This window comes from uncultured Eubacterium sp. (genome assembly GCF_934561735.1).
In the GTDB taxonomy this organism is placed as follows: Bacteria; Bacillota; Clostridia; order Oscillospirales; family Acutalibacteraceae; genus Eubacterium_R.
In genome coordinates this window covers 291,161-310,943 of the sequence record NZ_CAKTGT010000001.1, presented here as the reverse complement: position 1 = coordinate 310,943, position 19,783 = coordinate 291,161, and the positions used below count along the sequence as shown (strand labels likewise).

The following is a 19,783-nucleotide window of genomic DNA, read 5'->3' as shown; positions in this document are numbered from 1 at the left end:
ATGATATTGTAGTATATTTTCAACGGAGGAAAAACAAATGACATCAGCACAAATATGTATAATGATATCTATTGTGGTATATTTAATCAGTGTACTTTTAATAGGTGTTGCTTATGCAAAAAAGACAAAAAATGTAGGCGACTTTTACCTCGGCGGCAGAAAACTCGGCCCTATCGTTACGGCAATGAGTGCCGAGGCTTCGGATATGAGCAGTTATTTACTTATGGGTTTGCCGGGACTTGCATACCTTTCGGGTTGTGCAGAAGTTGGCTGGACCGTAATCGGTCTTGCAGTCGGCACTTATCTCAACTGGCTCATCGTTGCAAAAAAATTGCGTAACTATTCGGCACACATCGGTGCAATCACAATTCCTGACTATTTTTCATTGAGATATAAAGACGACAAAAAAATCCTTATGGCTCTTGCGGCTTTGATTATCATCATCTTTTTTGTACCGTACACCGCTTCGGGCTTCAGTGCATGCGGCAAGCTTTTCGGCACATTGTTTGGCATTGACTACCACATCGCAATGATTGTGTCGGCAATCGTTATTGTGGGCTACACTTCACTCGGCGGATTTAATGCGGCATCCGTAACCGACCTTATCCAGTCAATCATTATGACAGTTGCACTTGTTATCGTGCTTATTTTCGGCGTTTCAAAGGCAGGCGGTATTGACGCAGTTATGAACAACGCACATCAGCTCAACGGCTATCTTGATCTGTTTGCCGTGCACCACGATGAGGGCAACACTTCAACGGCTTTCGGTGCAATCAGCGTTGTTTCCACACTCGCTTGGGGTCTCGGCTACTTCGGTATGCCTCACATTCTCCTCAGATTTATGGCTATCGAAAATCCTAACAAAATCAAGATTTCCCGCCGTGTTGCTTCCGTTTGGGTTGTAATCTCTATGTTCATCGCAATCGCAATCGGTATTGTCGGCAGAGGAATGGTTACAAACGGTGCAATCGAGCACTTCAAAGACAGCGAAACCATCATCATTCAAATTTCAAACGCACTCAGCCAAGAAGGCATTGTTCCGGCACTTATCGCAGGTGTTATCCTTGCCGGCATCCTTGCTTCAACAATGTCAACTTCGGACAGTCAGCTTTTGGCTGCTTCATCATCGGCAAGCGAAAATCTCCTCGGCGGTCTTTTCAAACTTGACCTTTCGGAAACCGCAAAAATGATTGTTGCAAGACTTACCCTTGTTATCATTTCCGTTATCGGTGTTGTAATCGCCTGGGATTCAAACAGTTCGGTATTCGGCATTGTTTCGTTTGCTTGGGCAGGCTTCGGTGCTGCGTTCGGACCTGTTGTTCTTCTTTCGCTTTTCTGGAAGCGTTCAAACAAATACGGTGCAATCGCAGGTATCTTTGCCGGCGGTGCAATGGTATTCCTTTGGAAGTTTGTCATTGCAGGGCTTTCACCGATTTTCAACATTTACGAACTCTTGCCGGCATTCCTTACGGGTCTTGCAGTGAATGTAATTGTTTCACTTTGCACAAAAGCTCCTGATGAGGATATTGTCAAGGCATTTGAAGAAGTTAAAAAAATCAAGTAATTTTCACAAAAAGGGGTGTAAAAATTGCACGAATCAGGCGAAATGTATCTTGAAACGATATATGTTTTGTATCAAAAAAACAGAGATGTTCGCTCAATAGATGTTGCGGAAGAAATGGGATTTTCAAAACCGAGCGTCAGCAGAGGCGTGAGCATACTCAAGCGTGACGGCTATTTGACCGTTGACCCAAAAGGCTATCTTGAACTTACCGACTCAGGTATGGATTTGGCAATGAAAATTTACGAGCGGCACACCATACTTACCAAAACGCTTGTTTTGCTCGGTGTTGACGAAAAAACGGCTGCACAGGACGCTTGCAAAATGGAACATGTTATATCCGACAAAACTTTGGAAGCGTTCAAAAAGCACCTCAACGAACACATAAAATAATAACAACCAATCACGGCTCTTCTTGTTATGTAATCAAGGGGAGCCGATTTATTTACAAAATATATATTGTTTTTTAGATTAATATAATATATAATAAAATCGATTATACGGTAACGGGCGGTGAAAAAGTGAAGATATTGGCCATAGGTGATGTTGTGTCAAGCCAAGGCTGTGATTATTTGCGTGATAATTTGCCAAAGCTAAAAAAAGAACATCAGGCGGATTTTGTTATTGTAAACGGTGAAAACAGTGCGGTCGGCAACGGCATAACACCGAAAAGTGCACAGCACATTTTTACAAGCGGTGCAGATGTAATCACCTTGGGCAACCATTCTCTTCGCAGACCCGAAATTGCAGACTATCTTGACGAAAACGAATTCATCATCCGTCCGTGCAACTATCATCCGTCTGCTCCCGGCAACGGCTCGGTTATTCTCGACAAAGGCAAAAACCGAGTGGCAATTATCAATTTGCAGGGTGCTGTTTACCTTGACAACATCATCAATCCGTTTGACAGCATTGATGACGAAATCGAAAAGGTCAAGAATGACGGTGCCAACATCATAATAGTTGACTTTCACGCAGAAGCAACCGGAGAGAAAAAGGGTATGGGCTTTTACCTTGACGGCAAGGTTTCGGCTGTCTTTGGCACCCACACCCACACGCAAACTGCCGATGAGCAGATTTTGCCAAACGGCACGGGCTACATCACCGACATTGGTATGACAGGCCCTTACTATTCCGTTTTGGGCGTAACTCCCGAAGTTGCAATACAAAAAATGAAAACAAATTTGCCGGTAAGATTTACCAATCCCGACGGTCCGTGCACCATGGAAGGCGTTGTGATTGAAATTGACGACCGAACCGGCAAAACAACCCATATAGAAAGGTTCAGAAAATGACCAAAAAGGCAGTGGCAGTACTTTGTGTATTTGCCGTAATCGCCGCCTTGTTTACCGGTTGCAAAAGCGAAGTGCCCGAACAGCACGAGCTTGTTTTGCAAACAACCGCACAGGTTACGGAGGACACCGACAATTTTAAAATCAGCTACAGCCAGTCGGACTCGCTCAATCCGTTTGAAGCCACAACGCTGAACAACCAAACGGCAGACGACCTTGTGTATGAGCCGCTGTTCAGAACGGACGAAAGCTTTGAAGCTGTGCCCGAAATTGCAAGTTCCTACACTTATGAGGACGCTCACACGCTGTCGGTAACAATAGTCAGCGGGCTTAAATTTTCGGACGGTACACCGCTTACGGCAAAAAATGTTGTATCATCATTTTACAATGCACAAAGCTCACCGAGATGGAAAAACAGCTTGACTCCGATTTACAGTGCAACCGCAACAAGCGACACGGCGGTTAAATTCAAATTGTCATACGCAAATCCGTATGCACATCAACTTTTAACATTTTATGTTGCAAAAAATTCTTCAAAAAGCAAATACCCTCTCGGAAGCGGCAAATATAAATTTCTTGAAGAAAACGGCAAGTTGTACGCAGAAAAAAACAACGAATACAAAGAAAAATTTAACCCTCGATTTACAAAAATTCAGCTTGTAAATGTTCCGTCGGCGGAATCAATCAACAATGCACTGAATATAGGCAACATCAGCTACGCATACCGTGACGAAACAAACGAAACCGTTGCAAGGCTGAAGTGCAACAAGAAGCAGGTTAACCTCAACAATATGGTATTTTTGGGGCTTCGCACCACAATGGGCATAACATCAAATGCCGACATTCGGCGTGCGATTTCGCTTGCGATAGACAGAGGAACGCTTGCAAAAAGTGCTTACCAAGGCTACGCAAGAGCCGCAACATCACCGTTTAACCCTATGTCCAAGATAGGCAGAGAAACAGCGATTTTTGCCGACTCGGCAGACACTGCGGCGGCAAAACAGGCGATAATCAAAAGCGGATACAAGGCAAGCCAACTGACGCTTAAAATCGTAACAAATCAAAACGAAAACAGGATTGCCCTTGCAAAACTTGCGGCACAGCAGTTAGAAGCCGTAGGATTTAAAGTAACCGTTAAAAGCTACAGCCAAAAGGTATTTAACGATGCGTTAAAATACAGCAACTACGATATTTATGTTGCCGAAACAAAGATACCGAACGATATGCGGCTTTCGTCATTTTTTGACAAATCGGGCAAAACCCATTACGGTATGAAAACCGACAGCAACACCGCAAAGCTATACAAAGATTACATCAACAACGGCGGTGAACTCGGCAAATTTATTCTTTCATTTTCAAACGAAATTCCGTTTGTACCGGTTGTGTACAGAAAAGGAGTTATCTGCTATTCAAAGGCTATGCACGGCGATATGCAGGGATATTACGGCAACTTCTTTGCCAACATAGACGATTGGTATTACAATTAACCGACACTCATAAAAAGGAGAACTTTATGATTAAATACGAAAATCCAAACGGATATATAGAAATCACCAACAACTACTTTGCAAGGCTTGTAGGCAATGCGGCACAAAGCTGCTTCGGCGTTACAAGAATGGTGAATGCAAACCCTGTGCAAACAATAAAGTATGCCATAAAAAGCAGGGTTGACGGTGCAGACCTTGACACATCAAATCAGGGTGTAACAATCAAGAGCGTCAACGGCGCATTAGTGGTTGACCTTTCTATCGCTGTGTCATACGGTGTAAACATCAATGCCATTGCGGACAGCATAGTAAACAAAGTTCGCTACACTATCGAAAGCACCACAGACTTGAAGGTTTCCGAAGTAAATGTTCATGTCGAAGGTATCGACAGTATTAACTAATCTCGGAGGATAACCATGATTACAGGACAGATGTTACGCGACGGAGTTATTTCCGCCGCAAACAACATATCAAACAGCAGACAGGCGGTTGACGCACTTAATATTTTCCCTGTTCCGGACGGCGACACAGGCACAAATATGTCGATGACCATCGCATCGGCATCGGACGACATAAAGAATATGGAGGACGACAGCGACCTCGGCGATGTTGCAAAGCGTGTTGCTTCCGCACTTCTCAGGGGTGCAAGAGGTAACTCCGGCGTTATTCTTTCGCTTATATTCCGTGGTTTTTCAAAGGCGTTCAAAGGTCTTGAAAAAGCTGACGGCAACGATATTGCACGGGCATTCCGCATGGGCAGTGACGCAGCATACAAAGCTGTTATGAAGCCGACCGAGGGCACAATACTTACGGTTGTAAGATGTGCCGCCGAAGCTGCAGAAGAATTTGCACCGAGCAACAACGAACCGGTTGAAGTATTCTTAGCGGCACTTGAAGCGGCAAAGGAAGCACTTGCAAAAACTCCGGATATGCTTCCTGTTCTTAAGCAGGCAGGCGTTGTGGATGCCGGCGGTCAGGGCTTTGTACTCATACTCGAGGGCATTAAATCCGTATTTATCAACGATGTGATAATCCGCCCTATCGGCGAGGAAGCCATTGCGGATAAAAAGTCCGATTTGTCCGACGAAAAAGCTCAAACGGGCTACGAATGTGAATTTGTCATCCAAAAGGAACACGGTGCAAAAGAGAGCGACTCCATCAAGCTCCGTGCATATCTTGAAGCAATCGGTACAAATGTTGAAGTGCACGAGGAAAACGGCAAAATTACAGTTAAAGTTACAAGTGAACAGCTTGGAACGATTGTGCAAACTGCTACAAAATACGGTCAACTTTTTGACATCAATATACAAAACCTTGCCACTCCAAAACAGGAAGAACCTGAAAAGAGTGACGAAAACGAGATTGTTGAGCCTGAAAACGAATACGGCTTTGTATCCGTTTGTGCAGGTGACGGTCTTGCAGAATTGTTCTCCGACCTCGGAGCAGACATTGTTGTAAGCGGCGGACAGACGATGAATCCGTCAACGGACGACATAATCAAAGCCGTACTTAAAGTTCCGGCTAAGGTTGTATATGTTTTGCCAAACAACAAAAACATCATTATGGCGGCACAAATGGCAAAAAACAGCGTAAAGGACAGAGAAGTTATCGTGCTTGAAACCAAGACGGTGCCGCAGGGCATTTCGGCAATGCTTGCGTTTGACGAAACCGCAGGCAAGGAAGAGAATGTTGACACAATGATGCAAATGGCAGGAGCCGTGCAAACCGCATCGGTTACATTTGCCGCCCGTGACAGCGAGGTTGACGGCAAGCCGATTAAAGAAGGTCAGATTATGGGCCTTTGCAACGGTGCAATCAAATTCATAGGCGAAAACAAGGAAGAAATTGCATTTTCCGCAACGGACGAACTGTTCAACCCCGACGAAAATGCACTTGTAACAATTATTTACGGCGAGGACGCAACCGAAGAGGACGCACAAAAGATTGAAGAAAAACTCACCGAAAAATACCAAAGCAACATTGAAGTGAGCATAGTTAACGGCGGACAGCCGGTATACTACTACCTCATCTCGGTGGAATAACAAAATCTATCGTAACGGCGAACCGCCGACAAACGATTATTTACCTTTAAATTCAAGGTCTTATATTATGGATTACAGTGATTACAGCATACAATTCATAAAAGGTGTAGGAGATAAAAGAGCCCGACTTTTCAATAAGTTGGGCATTTACACTTTGGAGGACCTTATTCACTTTTATCCGAGAAAATACATTGACTGGAGCAAAACGCTGAACGTAAAAGATGTTCAATCGGGCGACACGGCATTTATCAAAGCCACAATGATTACACCTGTTAAAGAAGCTAAAATCCGAAAAGGACTTATGCTGTACAAATGCAACTTTACCGACGGAGAAACCGTTATCCATGTAACGATTTTTAACAATGTTTACCTTGCAAAATCATTGCGTACATTTGACGATTACATACTCTACGGCAAGGTTGACAAAACTTTTACCGAAGCGTCGATGAGCTCCCCTCAAATCGAAAAAGCCGAAAAGGCAACGGGCATTGAGCCGATTTATCCCGCAACTACAAACCTTTCGTCAAAAATCATAGAAAAGGTTGTAAAAGCAGGATTGGAAAAAATCGGCAAAATAAACGATACTCTGCCCGAATATATACAAGCAGAATACAATCTTTGCCCGCTTGATTTTGCGATCAGGCAAATTCACTTTCCGAGCAAAGAAGAAAATATAGAAATTGCACGACGCAGACTGATTTTTGAAGAACTGCTTACGCTTCAACTCGGCTTGATGAAACTTAAAAGCAAGCGTGCAACAAAAAATATGCTGAAAATGTCAAACGACTTCAGCAACGAATTTTACTCGCTTCTGCCTTTTACTCCGACAAATGCACAGAAAAAAGCGGTTGCCGACTGCGTAGCCGATTTGCAAAGCGACAGGCAGATGAACCGACTGATACAGGGCGATGTCGGTTCAGGCAAAACCGCCGTTGCCGGTGCGGTTATGTACACCGTCATCAAAAACGGATACCAAGCCGCAATGATGGCACCGACCGAAATTCTTGCCACCCAGCATTACAACAGTTTTTGCAAGCTGTTTGACGGCACAAACATCAACATTGCACTGCTGACAGGCTCAACAAAGGCGGCAGAAAAGAAAAAAATCAAACTTGCTCTGTCCGAGGGTCAAATTGATTTGATTATCGGCACACACGCGCTTATTCAAAACGATGTTGAATTCCTAAATCTCGGTCTTGTTTGCACGGACGAACAGCACAGATTCGGTGTTGAACAACGCTCAAACCTTGCTATGAAAGGCAACAATCCGCATCTTCTCGTTATGTCCGCAACACCGATTCCGAGAACCATGGGGCTGATTATTTACGGCGATTTGGACATAAGCGTGCTCAACGAACTTCCGCCCGGCAGGCAGGAAATCCGCACCGATTTGGTAACAAGCGCATATCATCAAAGAATATACAAATTCATCAAAAACGCTGTTGACAACGGCAACCAGGCATACATTGTGTGCTCACTTGTTGACGACAACGAAAGCGACCTCATATCCGCAAAGGAATATGCCGACAAGCTGTCAACTCAAGTGTTCCAAGGCTATAACTTGGGGCTTCTCCACGGCAAAATGAAGCCAAAAGAAAAGGACAAGGTTATGCAGGAATTTGCAAACGGAAATGTGCAAATTCTTGTTTCAACCACTGTTGTTGAGGTTGGTGTTGATGTACCGAGTGCAACCGTTATGCTGATTGAAAACGCCGACCGATTCGGTTTGTCACAGCTTCACCAGCTAAGAGGGCGAGTAGGCAGAGGCAAGGACAAAAGCTTTTGCATTTTGGTATCCGACAACAAATCCGAAAGTTCGGTTGAACGCCTAAAACTTCTTAAATCCACCTCCGACGGCTTTAAAATTGCAGACTACGACCTCAAAACAAGAGGCCCGGGCGACTTTTTCGGCACAAGGCAACACGGACTGCCGCAACTCAAAATCGCCGATATGCTTGAAGACACAAAAATTCTCGAGCAAAGCCGTGAATGTGCAAAATTCATACTGAAAGACGACCCTAATCTTGATTATTTCCCGGAACTTTGCACGCAAATTTCAAATATGTTCAGAAAGACAGACTATTGATGAAATACAAATACGAATTACACACTCACACAAAATACGGCTCCCGTCAATGCGGCAGAACCGAACCGAAAGACATTGCAAGAATGTACAAGGAAAAAGGTTATTCGGGCATTGTATTGACCGACCATTACAGTCCGCTGACCTTTGATTTGCTCCACGGACTTTTTAATCCCAAAAAATTCATTGATTGCTACATCAATCCTTATTACGAGATGAAAAAATACGAGGACGACAATTTTTCCGTTATGTTCGGAATGGAACTTAGGCATTACGCAACGGCAAACGACTACCTAATTTACGGCGTTGACGAAAAATGGCTCAGGGAACAAGGCAATTTGCTTGCCCTGTGGGAAAAAGATATGAGCGAACTTATGCACAGCCAAGGCTATTTGGTGTATCAGGCTCACCCGTTCAGACCCGGCATACGCAGATGCAATCCCGAATATTTGGACGGCGTTGAAATCTACAACGGCAAAACCGACAAAAAAAGCAACGAAAAAGCCGAAGCGTGGGCAAAGCAAAACGGCAAGCTGATGATATCGGGTTCGGACTTTCATGTGCCGAAACAACTTGCAAGGGGCGGCATAATCACAGACAAGCCGATACGCAACAATGCCGATTTGCTCGACACCTTAAAATCAATGAACTTTGAATTTATAAAAACATATTAATCTGTACTCTAAAACATTCTCTTTTCTATATCTGTTTTAATGGTTAAGTGTATTGTATAATATCTTATATTTAACAAACAGACGGGAGAATGTTTTATGGAAAAAACAAGCAAAAACAACAAAGTAAAACGCATTTGCATAACAGGTCTTATGGCGGCTCTGATTTGTGTTGCAACAGCTTTTATCAAAATGCCTACCGGCATCAACTCGGGCTATCTTCACTTCGGTGACAGTATGATTTATCTTGCAGGCTGTTTGCTCGGCCCTTGGGCATCACTTGCTGCGGCTATCGGCGGAGCACTTGCCGATGTAATTTCGGGTGCACCTCAATGGGCACCTGCCACGGCAATCATCAAGGCAATCAACGCTGTTCCGTTTATTCTTGTTGTAAGAAATACAAACCACAAAATCATTACAAAATGGACTGTACTTATGACCGTTGTATCCGGTCTTTGGACAATCGGCGGTTATCTTGTTGCCGAAGGACTTATGTATTCATTCCCTACAGCACTTACATCCGTGCCGTTTTCATGCGTGCAGGCATTGGGTTCGGCAATCGTGTTTGTTATTGTCGGTGCAGTCCTCGACAAAATTAAGATTCAAAAGTATATTTAATCAAATATAATAAATTTCCTTTTAAAAAAGCGTTACGGTTTTGTTGCCGCAACGCTTTTTGTTTGTGTCAGTTTTATATTTATATACATATTATAGTATGTAAGATTACAGGCAAAAACGGTGTGACGGTGCATTAAAACTGCCTTGAACAGCCGTCAATTACCTGCCTGATTATATAGAATTTGCAAGTCTGTCGTATTCATCAATAGCCTTTGAAAGTGCTATGTAGCAATAACCGAGAGAGTTGTTCATCTTTTCCTTTGCCGATGAAATATGACGGGAAACGGTCGGTTGTGACAGCTTGAGCAAATTTGCGATTTCTGCCTGTGTTTTGTGATTTTCATATCTGTATCTTAGGCAGACGCTTTGCATCGGTGTAAGTTCCTCCTGCATAATTATAGGCAAAACGGTTGAAAAAGCCTTTTTCTTTGCCTTTTCCTTGTCCATTCCCTCCACCGCAGAATAATCCTCGTAATAATAATTATTAATAAAATCTATCATCATTGTTGTCCTCCTCATAATATCCAAAAAGCATTGATGCCGTTCTTCTGCATTCACAAGCCATATCGTAATATATTTTTATTTTTCTTCTCAGCGTTACAAGGTCTTCGCCGCGATACACGCAAAGTAACGGTTTCATTGCGTCAAGTCGTGCACTCAAAACCTTGTATTGCTGCTCATATTCATGAGCCAATTCATTAATTGTCATCTTATGCCCTTCTTTCGTTTTAAACTTCAAATCGACTTGAGTGGTTCGTCAATTTATGACAAATGCACTGTCGAACTTATGTTCGTTTTCTGCCGTTGTCTAATGCTTATATTAGTCGAACATTTGTATTATGTCAATGTTTTTTGGAAAAAAGGTCCAAAAAACTTCTCGACAGAAATCGACAATGGGTACAAAAACCGTTGTTTTTGTCTATTAAAAGGCAACAATTTAATTTTATGAACATCATCATAAAATTTCATTGCTATTTTTGTATAATTTACCAAAAATGTTTTAACTTTTCCCTTGACAAGTTAGTAAATTTTTACTATAATGTTCATACGCTCAAAACGGAGCCGCAACCGTTTTGGGTAACCTGTCCTCCTATAGTTTGTTATAGACAGAGAGGGAAAAGAGTAGGTGTTACACCTACTCTTTTTTCTTTTATACAACTAATATAACGGCTGAAGCGTGCCTGCTTTAAAACACAAAATCATTCTCGCTCAATTAGTTTAATATAATAAAAAATCATTTGTCACAAAAACGAACGGAAATATTTATTGAATATCGAATTCAATAAATATTTGGCACTTTCTGTTTTTTGCTCAGTCGAAATATAAAGGCTTCCAAAAAATCATTTGATTTTTTGGAAAGAGGAAAAACATATGCAGTATAATTACAAAACTTTGTTTTGTTCTATATGGAATATGTTTTGACGAGGTACATCTTCCTTCGCAAGAAAACAGAATTCAACCGTCATCTTAGCTGTATAACTATATTTCAAGCACATATTCATTCTCACTCAATTAGTTTAATATAGCAAAAATATCATTTCTCAAGAGCCTTTTAAAAATCGTACCTACAATATTCTTTTTACCCAAATTCCGTAGGGGCGAACTGTGTTCGCCTGCAAAATCCGAACATCAAACAATTCGTTAATACAAATAAACTCTGCCTATATATTGTATTAATTACAATTATATGTTATAATATATCGAATAAATTGCGAGGTGAACTTATGCAAGAAATTTTTACGGAAGTTAAGGGCGAGGCTCTTACCATAGTTAATTCCACAAACACGGCTATTGCGGCACAAAGCGGCTCTTTGCCTGTATTCGGCACACCGTTTATGATAGCACTTATGGAAAAGGCAACCTGCACTGCTATATCCGACTGCTTGGAGGGTGACGAAACCACTGTCGGAACGGCAATCAATGTAAGCCACGACAAGGCAAGCGGCGTCGGCACGGTTGTAATTGCATACGCAAAGCTCAAAGAAGCACAGGGCAGAAAGCTCATCTTTGATGTAAAGGCCTGCGAAGAGGACGGCACGGTAATCGGCAAAGGAACAATAGAGCGATTTGTTGTTGACAGCAAGCGTTTTATGAAAAAAGTGGAGGCAAAATAATGGTTAAAGCGGTTATTTTTGACTTTGACGGCACACTTTGCGACACCGGTGTAGGCGTTAAAAAAAGTGCAAAATATGCACTTGACGCGTTTAATATCGATGCACCGGATTGGGAAGAACTTGATTTTTTCATCGGTCCTCCCCTGCTTGTAACATTTCAGGAAAAATTTAATCAAAGCGTAACCGACGCCGAAAAGCTTGTAAAAAAATATCGTGAGCGATATACAAATATCGGACTGTACGAAAGCGAGTTTTACAAAGGAATTCCACAGCTTTTAAAGGCTCTCAAAAACGAGGGCTTTAAGCTCGGCGTTGCATCGTCAAAGCCTATCAATTATGTTGAAGAACTGCTGATAAAATCAGACCTTAAAGGATATTTTGACTGCATCAGTGCAGTCAGCTTTAACGCAGACTGCGAATCAAAGCAAAGCATATTGAGCCGTTGCCTCAACGAGCTTGGTATTGAACCTACCGACGCAATTATGGTTGGTGACAGATTTTACGATATGGACGGTGCACGGGAAGCCGGCGTTACAAGCGTTGGCGTTTTGTGGGGCTTCGGCAACAAATTTGAACTTATCGAAAGCGGTGCCGACTATATAATCGACAAAATCGAGGATATAGAATCAATCGCTCTCGGCTTGTACGAAAGAACGGAAAATGCCCAAGGCATATATAACGGCAGAGTGCTCACCTTCCATGTGGATGACATTGTGCTTTGCAACGGCGACAAGGCAAACAGAGAAATCGTTGACCACCCGGGCGGAGTGGGAATTATTGCGTTGACCGATGACGACTGTGTTTATATGGTGCGTCAATTCCGCTATCCTTACAAGGAAACAATATACGAAATTCCCGCAGGCAAGCGTGAAAAAGGCGAAGACCCGCTTGTTACGGGCAAAAGAGAATTGCACGAGGAGTGCGGCATAATCGCAGAAAATTACATTGATCTCGGCAAAATTTATCCGTCACCGGGCTACACGAGTGAAGAAATTTATCTTTACGCGGCAACCGGACTCAGTAAAACCGACCAAGAGCTTGACGAGGACGAATTTTTGCAGGTGGTAAAGATGAAATTCTCCACCCTTATAACAAAAATTATGAGCGGTGAAATCACGGACGCAAAAACCATTGCCGCCGCATTTAAACTGAAAGAATTGAGAAATATAAAATAATGAGTGCTTATTTAGACAACAGTGCAACCACAAAGCCGGAGGAGGCTGTTGCAAAAAAAGTATATCAAATGCTTACCGAAAACTTCGGCAATCCGTCATCTTTTCACAAAGAGGGGTTGAATGCAAATGCAGAAGTTCGCAGAGCAAGGGAAATAATTGCAAAATCCCTGTCGTGCGAGAGTGAAGAAGTATTTTTTACCTCGGGCGGCACGGAGGCAAACAATCTTGCAATTTTCGGCACAGCGGCGGCTAATAAACGCAAAGGCAACCGAATTGTAACAACGGCAATCGAGCACGAAAGCGTGCTTGAATCCGTGGCGGAACTTGAAAAACAAGGCTTTGAGGTTATCAGGCTTGAGCCGAACAGCAACGGCAACATCACGGAAGAACAAATTTTTGAAGCCGTAAACAGCGACACAATCCTTGTTTCAATGATGTATGTGAACAACGAAGTTGGCTCGATTTTGCCTGTTAAATGTATACAAAAGGCTGTAAAAAAAGCAAAAGCACCGGCACTTGTTCACATTGACTGCGTGCAGGCATACGGCAAGTACGAAATCAGGCCGAGCAAATTGGGTGCGGACTTGGTGACAATCACGGCACACAAGGTACACGGTCCAAAGGGCACGGGTGCACTTTATATCAAAAAAGGCACACGAATTGTACCGAGAACCTACGGCGGCGAGCAGGAGCACAAAATCAGACCGGGCACGGAGGCTTCACCTTTGATTGCAGGCTTCGGCGAGGCGGTTTCGCTGTTCCCCGACCTGAAAGAGCAGACAAAAATCATTCACGAACTTAACCTCTATACAAGAGAGGAACTTCAAAAAATCGACGGAGTAAAAATCAACAACTCTGCCGAGTCATCGGACTACATTCTTAATGTGTACATTCCGAGTTTTATGACAAGCCAAACAATAGTTCAGCACCTTTCAAGCCAATACGAAGTTTATGTAAGCAACGGTTCGGCTTGTGCCAAGGGCAAAAAAAGCCATGTACTCACGGCAATGAAACTCGGCGACAAAGTGATTGAAAAATCAATCCGTATCAGCTTCAGCCGAATGAACACAAAGGCAGATGTTGACGAACTTGTTGCGGCTGTCAGAGAAACCGTGGAAAAATACCCACTATAAATCAAACAAACCTACCAAGGCGCCCCTTACTTGTAAGGGGAGCAGTCTGCATCTTATATGCAGACTGAGGGGATTAACCCTAACTACAAACTTTCAACACAACAGGAACAAAAAATGAGAGAAATTATACTTATCAAAAACGGAGAACTTGTTCTCAAAGGTCTTAACAGGAACACTTTTGAGGATATTCTCATCAAAAATATGAAAAAAGCACTTGCCGAAATCGGCGAGTTCACCTTTAAAAAAAGCCAATCAACGATTATGGTTGAGCCTAAGGACGACGACATCGACCTTGACGATGCGGTTGAGAGGCTCAAAAAAGTTTTTGGCATTGCGGCACTTTCAAGAGCACTTGTTGCCGAAAAGGATATGGACGACATCAAGGAAAAAACTATTGAATATCTCGGCGAGCGACTTGAAGAGGTTGAAACCTTTAAGGTTGAGGCAAAAAGGAGCGACAAAAAGTTTCCGCTCAAATCACCTGAAATTTGCAGAGAACTCGGCGGTCACATCCTTTCAAACTATCACGATTTAAAGGTTGATGTTCACAATCCGGAGCTTACCGTTACGGTTGAAATCAGAGATACCTATGCGTTCATCAGAGGCAACAACATCAAGGGTGCGGGCGGTATGCCTGTCAGCACAAGCGGACGGGGTGCCGTGCTCATCAGCGGCGGCATAGACTCCCCTGTTGCGGCATATATGATGGCAAAGCGTGGAATTGAGCTTATCTCCGTTCACTTTGCATCTCCTCCTTACACAACGGAACTTGCCGAGCAAAAAGTTATGGATTTGCTCCACAAGGTTGCACAGTACAGCGGACCTATAGCAACATATGTTGTGCCGTTTACCGAGCTTCAGGAAGCTATCAGGGACAAGTGCCCTGAAGTTTACTTCACCATCATTATGAGAAGATATATGATGAAAATTGCGGAAATCATTGCAAAGCATCAAAATTGTTCCGCACTCATCACGGGTGAAAGCGTGGGTCAGGTTGCAAGCCAAACAATTTACGCACTCGGATGCACCGATGTTGCAACCGAACTCCCTGTTTTCAGACCTTGTATCGGTATGGACAAAGATGAAATCGTGCGTATTTCAAGAGAAATCGATACCTTCCAAACATCAATTTTGCCGTACGAGGACTGTTGCACGGTGTTTACTCCGAAACATCCTAAAACAAGACCGCATATTGAAGAAATCCTTGAAGCCGAAAAGGCACTTGACAGTGAAAATCTAATAAACAGAGCAGTTCAGGGCGCAAGAAAGACAGTGATTAAATAATGAAAAAAGATAACAATAAATCATTTACAGAAATAATCAAAAAAAATAAAATTCCCGTTGTTTGCATTGCGGCGGTTTTGGTTGTTATAATCGTTATTGCAATTATCAACGCGGCATCCACGGCATATTTAAAGCCTTATGAAAAAAAGTACGGAGTAAAATATCCTCGCCATATTGCCGAAGAATTTTGCGACGCATACGGTCAAAACAAATATGTTTCCGCAAGGCTTGATTTTGCCGACAGCGGCAAAAAAGTTTTTGTAACAGACGACACCTTGCAAAGCGGCAATCACTTTGACGAGGGCTCAAAAATCGATGATGAAAAGCAAATTAAATCAATAGGGGTTGAAAAAGAATCAGCCGATATTGAAGCACTGTATTCATCCGTCGACAAGTACAAAAACTCAAAACAAAAAGTAACTCTTACCGATATTTACGGCAAGAGCACAACATATCAGGTTATAGCCGCTTACTACACCAACACAAACAAAGCCGATGACAACGGATATGTTTTTCCGTACTACACTTTCGGCGACCTCACCGAGGACAGCTTCAACAACTACGAGGACAGAATCTATTCCCGTTCTCTTTTCCATACGGAATATGATATGTCATACACAGACAGATTTTTAAGCATAAATGTTGACACCGACTTTATGCCGAACTTTAAATTTGTTATTTTATGCGTTGAGGTTGACGGCAAGGTTAAGCCTTACACCGATGTTACCAAAAACAAAAAAGTGCATTATCCTCAGGTGTGGTACGACAAAAATGACAAGCACAATCCTTATTGGCTTGCCGAACAATGGCAGCCGGATGTGTACACGGACAAAAAGCACAAAACTACGCAAAAATTATAAAGCATTTACAGTAAAAGCCGTTCAAATTATGAGCGGCTCAGACTGTCGATAAAGCCCCTGAAGCACGCCAAAATTATATTAACACACATTAAGTAGGGGGTGCGGGTCTCCTGTGGAGACCTCTGCATTTTAATGCAGAAGCACCGACCGAACCGGCAGGTGAGACCGGCTTGCCTATCCCGGAATAATATTAATTTAATAATACTATTTAAAGAAAAGTGCCGCAAACATCGAGTTTGCGGCACTTTTGGCGTTTTTCGTTTTTTGCTCAGTCGAGGTACCATCGTACATCTTCCTTCGCAAGAAAACGAAATTCAGAACCTTTCTCAACAGCCTACAGCGTGTCGAAAACACTTTTTCGACACGCTGAGCCGTTCATTAAGAACGGCTCTTTTGTACCAAAAAGTAAAAAATATCATAGTATAAAACGGTGATACTATGACATTTATCGGAATACTTATTCCATTTATAGGCACAACACTCGGTGCCGGGTGCGTGCTGTTTTTTAAACAAAAAATAAAACCCTCGCTTGAAAAACCGCTTCTCGGCTTTTCGGCAGGAGTTATGGTGGCGGCATCGGTATGGTCGCTACTCATTCCGTCAATAGAACAAAGCGAAAACTTGGGCAAACTGTCGTTTTTTCCGGCAACGGTAGGCCTGTTGCTCGGTGTGGGACTTCTGCCAATTGTGGATGTGATTTTGCCAAAACTGAAACTTACAAAAGCGGCAAAATTAGTCCTTGCCGTAACCGTGCACAACATACCCGAGGGCATGGCGGTAGGCATAGTTTTTGCCGGTATGCTCTCGCCCGACTGCAATGTAACCTTGGCAGACGCAATGGCTTTGTCAATCGGCATAGCAATTCAAAACTTCCCCGAAGGTGCAATAGTCAGCCTGCCTGAACTTGCACAGGGAAAAAGCAAAGGGAAAGCCTTTTTGATTGGAACTTTGAGCGGTGCTGTCGAACCGATTTTTGCGGTGCTGACCCTTTTGATATTTGGCATAATTTCGCCTGCAATGCCATATCTTTTGGCTTTTGCGGCAGGTGCAATGCTGTTTGTGGTGGTTGACGAACTGATACCCGAAGCAAGCCTCGGCACGCACAACAATCTTTCAACATTCTCATTTGCCATCGGCTTTTGCGTGATGATGATTTTGGATGTTGTGTTTGGGTGAGATACAACGGAATACCGTTTGTAAATTATAAATCGTAGGGGCGAACTGCGTTCGCCTGCAGAAATACGGGAAGATAATATCTTCCCCTACGATGTTAAAGTCGCACATAAAGTGCTAAAGCTCCCCTTATAAATAAGAGGAGCTTTAGTAATTTGTTTATTAATCTTCTTCGTATTCGTCTTCGTTTTCCCAGTTGTGGTAGATGTTTTGAACATCGTCGTTTTCTTCAAACATTTCAATCATCTTTGCCATCTTCTTCATATCATCCTGGCTTTCAAGACGGGTATAAGTGCTTGGAACATATGCGGCTTCGCTTGAAATAATCGTGTAGCCCTTTGCTTCAAGTTCGTCACGAATTACGCCGACATCGTTTGGCTCTGTGCGGATTTCAAAAATATCCTCTTCATCGGTAAGAAAGTCGGAAGCACCTGCTTCAAGTGCGTCCTCCATAAGTTGATCCTCATCTGTGTCCTCTTTCTCGATGATGATAACGCCGAGCTTTTCAAACATAAATGTAACCGAACCCGGGTTGCCCATATTTCCGCCTGCCTTGTCAAAGTAATGTCTTACTTCGCCGGCAGTTCTGTTTCTGTTGTCTGTAAGTGCCTCAACAACAACCGCAACACCTGACGGACCGTAGCCCTCGTATACGATTTCTTCGTAATTTGTGGTGTCGGCGTCGCCTGCGGCTTTCTTGAGCATTCTGTCGATATTGTCGTTTGGCACATTGTTTTGTTTTGCCTTTGCGATAACATCACGAAGCTTTGCATTATTGTTTGGGTCTGCACCGCCGTTTTTAACTGCAACGGCAAGCTCTCTTCCTATCTTAGTAAATACTTTTGCTCTTGCAGCATCGTTTGCACCCTTTTTTCTTTTAATGGTGCTCCATTTATTATGTCCGCTCATAATTAAAAAATACCTTTCTGTCAGATTTATACACAAAATATTTTAGCACATATAATATATGGTTGCAAGTATGAATTTTGCTTACCTCGGCAAAACTATAACGAGGTGTTAAATTTGAAAAAGGCAATCAGAATTTTTGATGTTATTTTATTTTTTATTTGCGTTGTGATTTTCGGCGTTATTATTTGGGGCAATGCCGCACTTCCGAGCGGTGTTGTAACCTACGACGGCAACAGCGAGCCACTTGCAAAGGTGTTTACCTATACCGGAAAAAGCACAAGCCTTGCCGTTGACAGGCAAACAGCCACACCACGAAGAGAAAACCTAAAACTGTTTGGAATAATCCCGGTAAAAGAAGTTACCGTTACCGAAAAAGCCGAACAAAAGGTTATGGTAAGCGGTGAAGTTTTCGGCATAAAGTTGTACACGGACGGCGTAATTGTTGTGGGAATTCAGGAGGTTCAAACCGATTCGGGCAAAAAGAGTCCGTCAGGTTCGGCAGGAATAGAAGTCGGCGACATTATTGTTGCCATAGACGGCGAAAATGTGTACACTTCGGACCAAGTTCAGTCAATTTTGGGTGCAAACAACGGCGGCAGCTTTGAAGTGAAAATCAAGCGAGGCGAGCGATACAGAGATTACACCGTCACTCCCGTTTACTGCGAGCGAGAGGGTTGCTACAAGGCGGGAATGTGGGTGAGGGATTCCACCGCAGGGATAGGCACAATCACATTTTACAACAAACAAAGCGGAATTTTTGCGGCTCTCGGTCACCAAATCAATGATATTGACACAAAGGAAATTATGCCGATGCTTGACGGCGAAGCGGTTAAAGCCACCGTGTCAAAAATCGAAAAAAGCACAAGAGGCACAACCGGATCACTTGAATGTGACTTTACAAATCAAACACTCGGCAAACTGCTCACAAACACGGATTGCGGAATTTACGGCGCATATGCCGAAGTGTCGGAATGTGCAAAGGAATACCCCGTTGCCGCAATTCAAGAGGTAAAAAAAGGCAAGGCTACCTTAATTTCAACCGTAGAAAAAGGACAACCCAAGGAATACGAAATTGAGATAACCCACATAGGATTTAACGAAAATAACCGTGAAAAAAATATGATAGTCAAGGTGACGGACAAGGATTTGATTGACAAAACGGGCGGAATTGTTCAGGGAATGTCAGGCTCTCCGATTATTCAAAACGGCAAATTGGTAGGTGCCCTCACCCATGTTATTGTGGGCAATCCGCAAAAGGGATATGCCGTTTTTGCGCAAACAATGGCAGAGGAGTCAAACAATTAAGCAATCCGATTTTGATACCTTTCAATCTGTACAAAATTTTGCTGTGAATTTCTACCTATTAACGATTGAATTTATA

19 protein-coding genes are annotated in these 19,783 nt (G+C 42.9%); 16 read left to right on the top strand and 3 right to left on the bottom strand.

The features are described 5' to 3' along the window. Nucleotides 1–37 precede the first annotated feature (37 nt). The 9 genes from Q0E08_RS01400 (at nt 38) to Q0E08_RS01360 (ending at nt 9,754) form a co-directional block, all read left to right on the top strand. Nucleotides 38–1,564, top strand: coding sequence for a sodium/proline symporter (locus Q0E08_RS01400; protein WP_294775373.1), 1,527 nt, complete (start codon nt 38–40; stop codon nt 1,562–1,564). Between the two features lie 24 nt (nt 1,565–1,588). After that, complete coding sequence (locus Q0E08_RS01395; protein WP_294775371.1) at nt 1,589–1,954, top strand: metal-dependent transcriptional regulator; 366 nt, start codon at nt 1,589–1,591, stop codon at nt 1,952–1,954. Between the two features lie 128 nt (nt 1,955–2,082). Next, entirely contained in the window at nt 2,083–2,856 is a 774-nt protein-coding gene (locus tag Q0E08_RS01390; protein ID WP_294775369.1) for a TIGR00282 family metallophosphoesterase, read from the top strand. Beyond that, nucleotides 2,853–4,340, top strand: a complete 1,488-nt coding sequence (locus tag Q0E08_RS01385) for an ABC transporter substrate-binding protein (RefSeq protein WP_294775367.1) — start codon at nt 2,853–2,855, stop codon at nt 4,338–4,340. The genes Q0E08_RS01390 and Q0E08_RS01385 overlap by 4 nt, the downstream gene beginning before the upstream one ends. Before the next feature lie 26 nt (nt 4,341–4,366). Then, nucleotides 4,367–4,741: an Asp23/Gls24 family envelope stress response protein gene (locus Q0E08_RS01380; protein ID WP_177663799.1), complete on the top strand. Its 375-nt coding sequence runs from the start codon at nt 4,367–4,369 to the stop codon at nt 4,739–4,741. Nucleotides 4,742–4,756: 15 nt separating this feature from the next. Continuing rightward, the gene (locus Q0E08_RS01375; RefSeq protein WP_294775362.1) at nt 4,757–6,382 is read left to right on the top strand and encodes a DAK2 domain-containing protein; all 1,626 of its coding nucleotides are present in this window, start codon (nt 4,757–4,759) and stop codon (nt 6,380–6,382) included. A gap of 67 nt (nt 6,383–6,449) precedes the next feature. Beyond that, the gene (gene recG, locus Q0E08_RS01370; RefSeq protein WP_294775360.1) at nt 6,450–8,468 is read left to right on the top strand and encodes an ATP-dependent DNA helicase RecG; all 2,019 of its coding nucleotides are present in this window, start codon (nt 6,450–6,452) and stop codon (nt 8,466–8,468) included. After that, nucleotides 8,468–9,139 carry a PHP domain-containing protein gene (locus Q0E08_RS01365; RefSeq protein WP_294775357.1) on the top strand — a complete coding sequence of 224 codons (672 nt, stop codon included), beginning with the start codon at nt 8,468–8,470 and terminating at the stop codon, nt 9,137–9,139. The genes recG and Q0E08_RS01365 overlap by 1 nt, the downstream gene beginning before the upstream one ends. A gap of 96 nt (nt 9,140–9,235) precedes the next feature. Continuing rightward, nucleotides 9,236–9,754, top strand: coding sequence for a TIGR04002 family protein (locus Q0E08_RS01360; protein WP_294775355.1), 519 nt, complete (start codon nt 9,236–9,238; stop codon nt 9,752–9,754). 171 nt (nt 9,755–9,925) lie between these two features. On the opposite strand, the gene Q0E08_RS01355 is transcribed toward Q0E08_RS01360, so the two are convergent. After that, complete coding sequence (locus tag Q0E08_RS01355) at nt 9,926–10,258, bottom strand: sigma factor-like helix-turn-helix DNA-binding protein (RefSeq protein WP_294775353.1); 333 nt, start codon at nt 10,256–10,258, stop codon at nt 9,926–9,928. Then, nucleotides 10,239–10,463 (bottom strand): hypothetical protein, encoded by a 225-nt coding sequence (locus tag Q0E08_RS01350; protein ID WP_294775350.1) that lies wholly within the window; start codon nt 10,461–10,463, stop codon nt 10,239–10,241. Before Q0E08_RS01350 ends, Q0E08_RS01355 begins: the two co-directional genes overlap by 20 nt. Before the next feature lie 1,015 nt (nt 10,464–11,478). On the opposite strand from Q0E08_RS01350, the gene Q0E08_RS01345 reads away from it, so the two are divergent. From Q0E08_RS01345 to Q0E08_RS01320, 6 genes are all read left to right on the top strand, one after another. Then, nucleotides 11,479–11,868, top strand: coding sequence for a thioesterase family protein (locus tag Q0E08_RS01345; RefSeq protein WP_294775347.1), 390 nt, complete (start codon nt 11,479–11,481; stop codon nt 11,866–11,868). Next, a complete protein-coding gene (locus Q0E08_RS01340; protein ID WP_294775344.1) occupies nt 11,868–13,043 on the top strand; it encodes an HAD hydrolase-like protein in 1,176 nt (391 codons plus the stop codon). The genes Q0E08_RS01345 and Q0E08_RS01340 overlap by 1 nt, the downstream gene beginning before the upstream one ends. Next, the gene (locus Q0E08_RS01335; RefSeq protein ID WP_294775341.1) at nt 13,043–14,176 is read left to right on the top strand and encodes a cysteine desulfurase family protein; all 1,134 of its coding nucleotides are present in this window, start codon (nt 13,043–13,045) and stop codon (nt 14,174–14,176) included. Before Q0E08_RS01340 ends, Q0E08_RS01335 begins: the two co-directional genes overlap by 1 nt. Nucleotides 14,177–14,290: 114 nt before the next feature. Further along, on the top strand, nt 14,291–15,460 hold the full coding sequence (thiI, locus tag Q0E08_RS01330; RefSeq protein ID WP_294775338.1) for a tRNA uracil 4-sulfurtransferase ThiI: 1,170 nt from the start codon (nt 14,291–14,293) through the stop codon (nt 15,458–15,460). Next, nucleotides 15,460–16,320 (top strand): hypothetical protein, encoded by an 861-nt coding sequence (locus Q0E08_RS01325; RefSeq protein ID WP_294775336.1) that lies wholly within the window; start codon nt 15,460–15,462, stop codon nt 16,318–16,320. Before thiI ends, Q0E08_RS01325 begins: the two co-directional genes overlap by 1 nt. 438 nt (nt 16,321–16,758) lie before the next feature. Then, the gene (locus Q0E08_RS01320) at nt 16,759–17,496 is read left to right on the top strand and encodes a ZIP family metal transporter (RefSeq protein WP_294775335.1); all 738 of its coding nucleotides are present in this window, start codon (nt 16,759–16,761) and stop codon (nt 17,494–17,496) included. Nucleotides 17,497–17,655: 159 nt separating this feature from the next. Here the strand turns inward: Q0E08_RS01320 and Q0E08_RS01315 are convergent, their stop codons facing one another. After that, entirely contained in the window at nt 17,656–18,402 is a 747-nt protein-coding gene (locus Q0E08_RS01315) for a YebC/PmpR family DNA-binding transcriptional regulator (protein WP_294775333.1), read from the bottom strand. A gap of 114 nt (nt 18,403–18,516) precedes the next feature. On the opposite strand from Q0E08_RS01315, the gene spoIVB reads away from it, so the two are divergent. Further along, on the top strand, nt 18,517–19,707 hold the full coding sequence (gene spoIVB, locus Q0E08_RS01310) for a SpoIVB peptidase (protein ID WP_294775330.1): 1,191 nt from the start codon (nt 18,517–18,519) through the stop codon (nt 19,705–19,707). Nucleotides 19,708–19,783 lie beyond the last annotated feature (76 nt).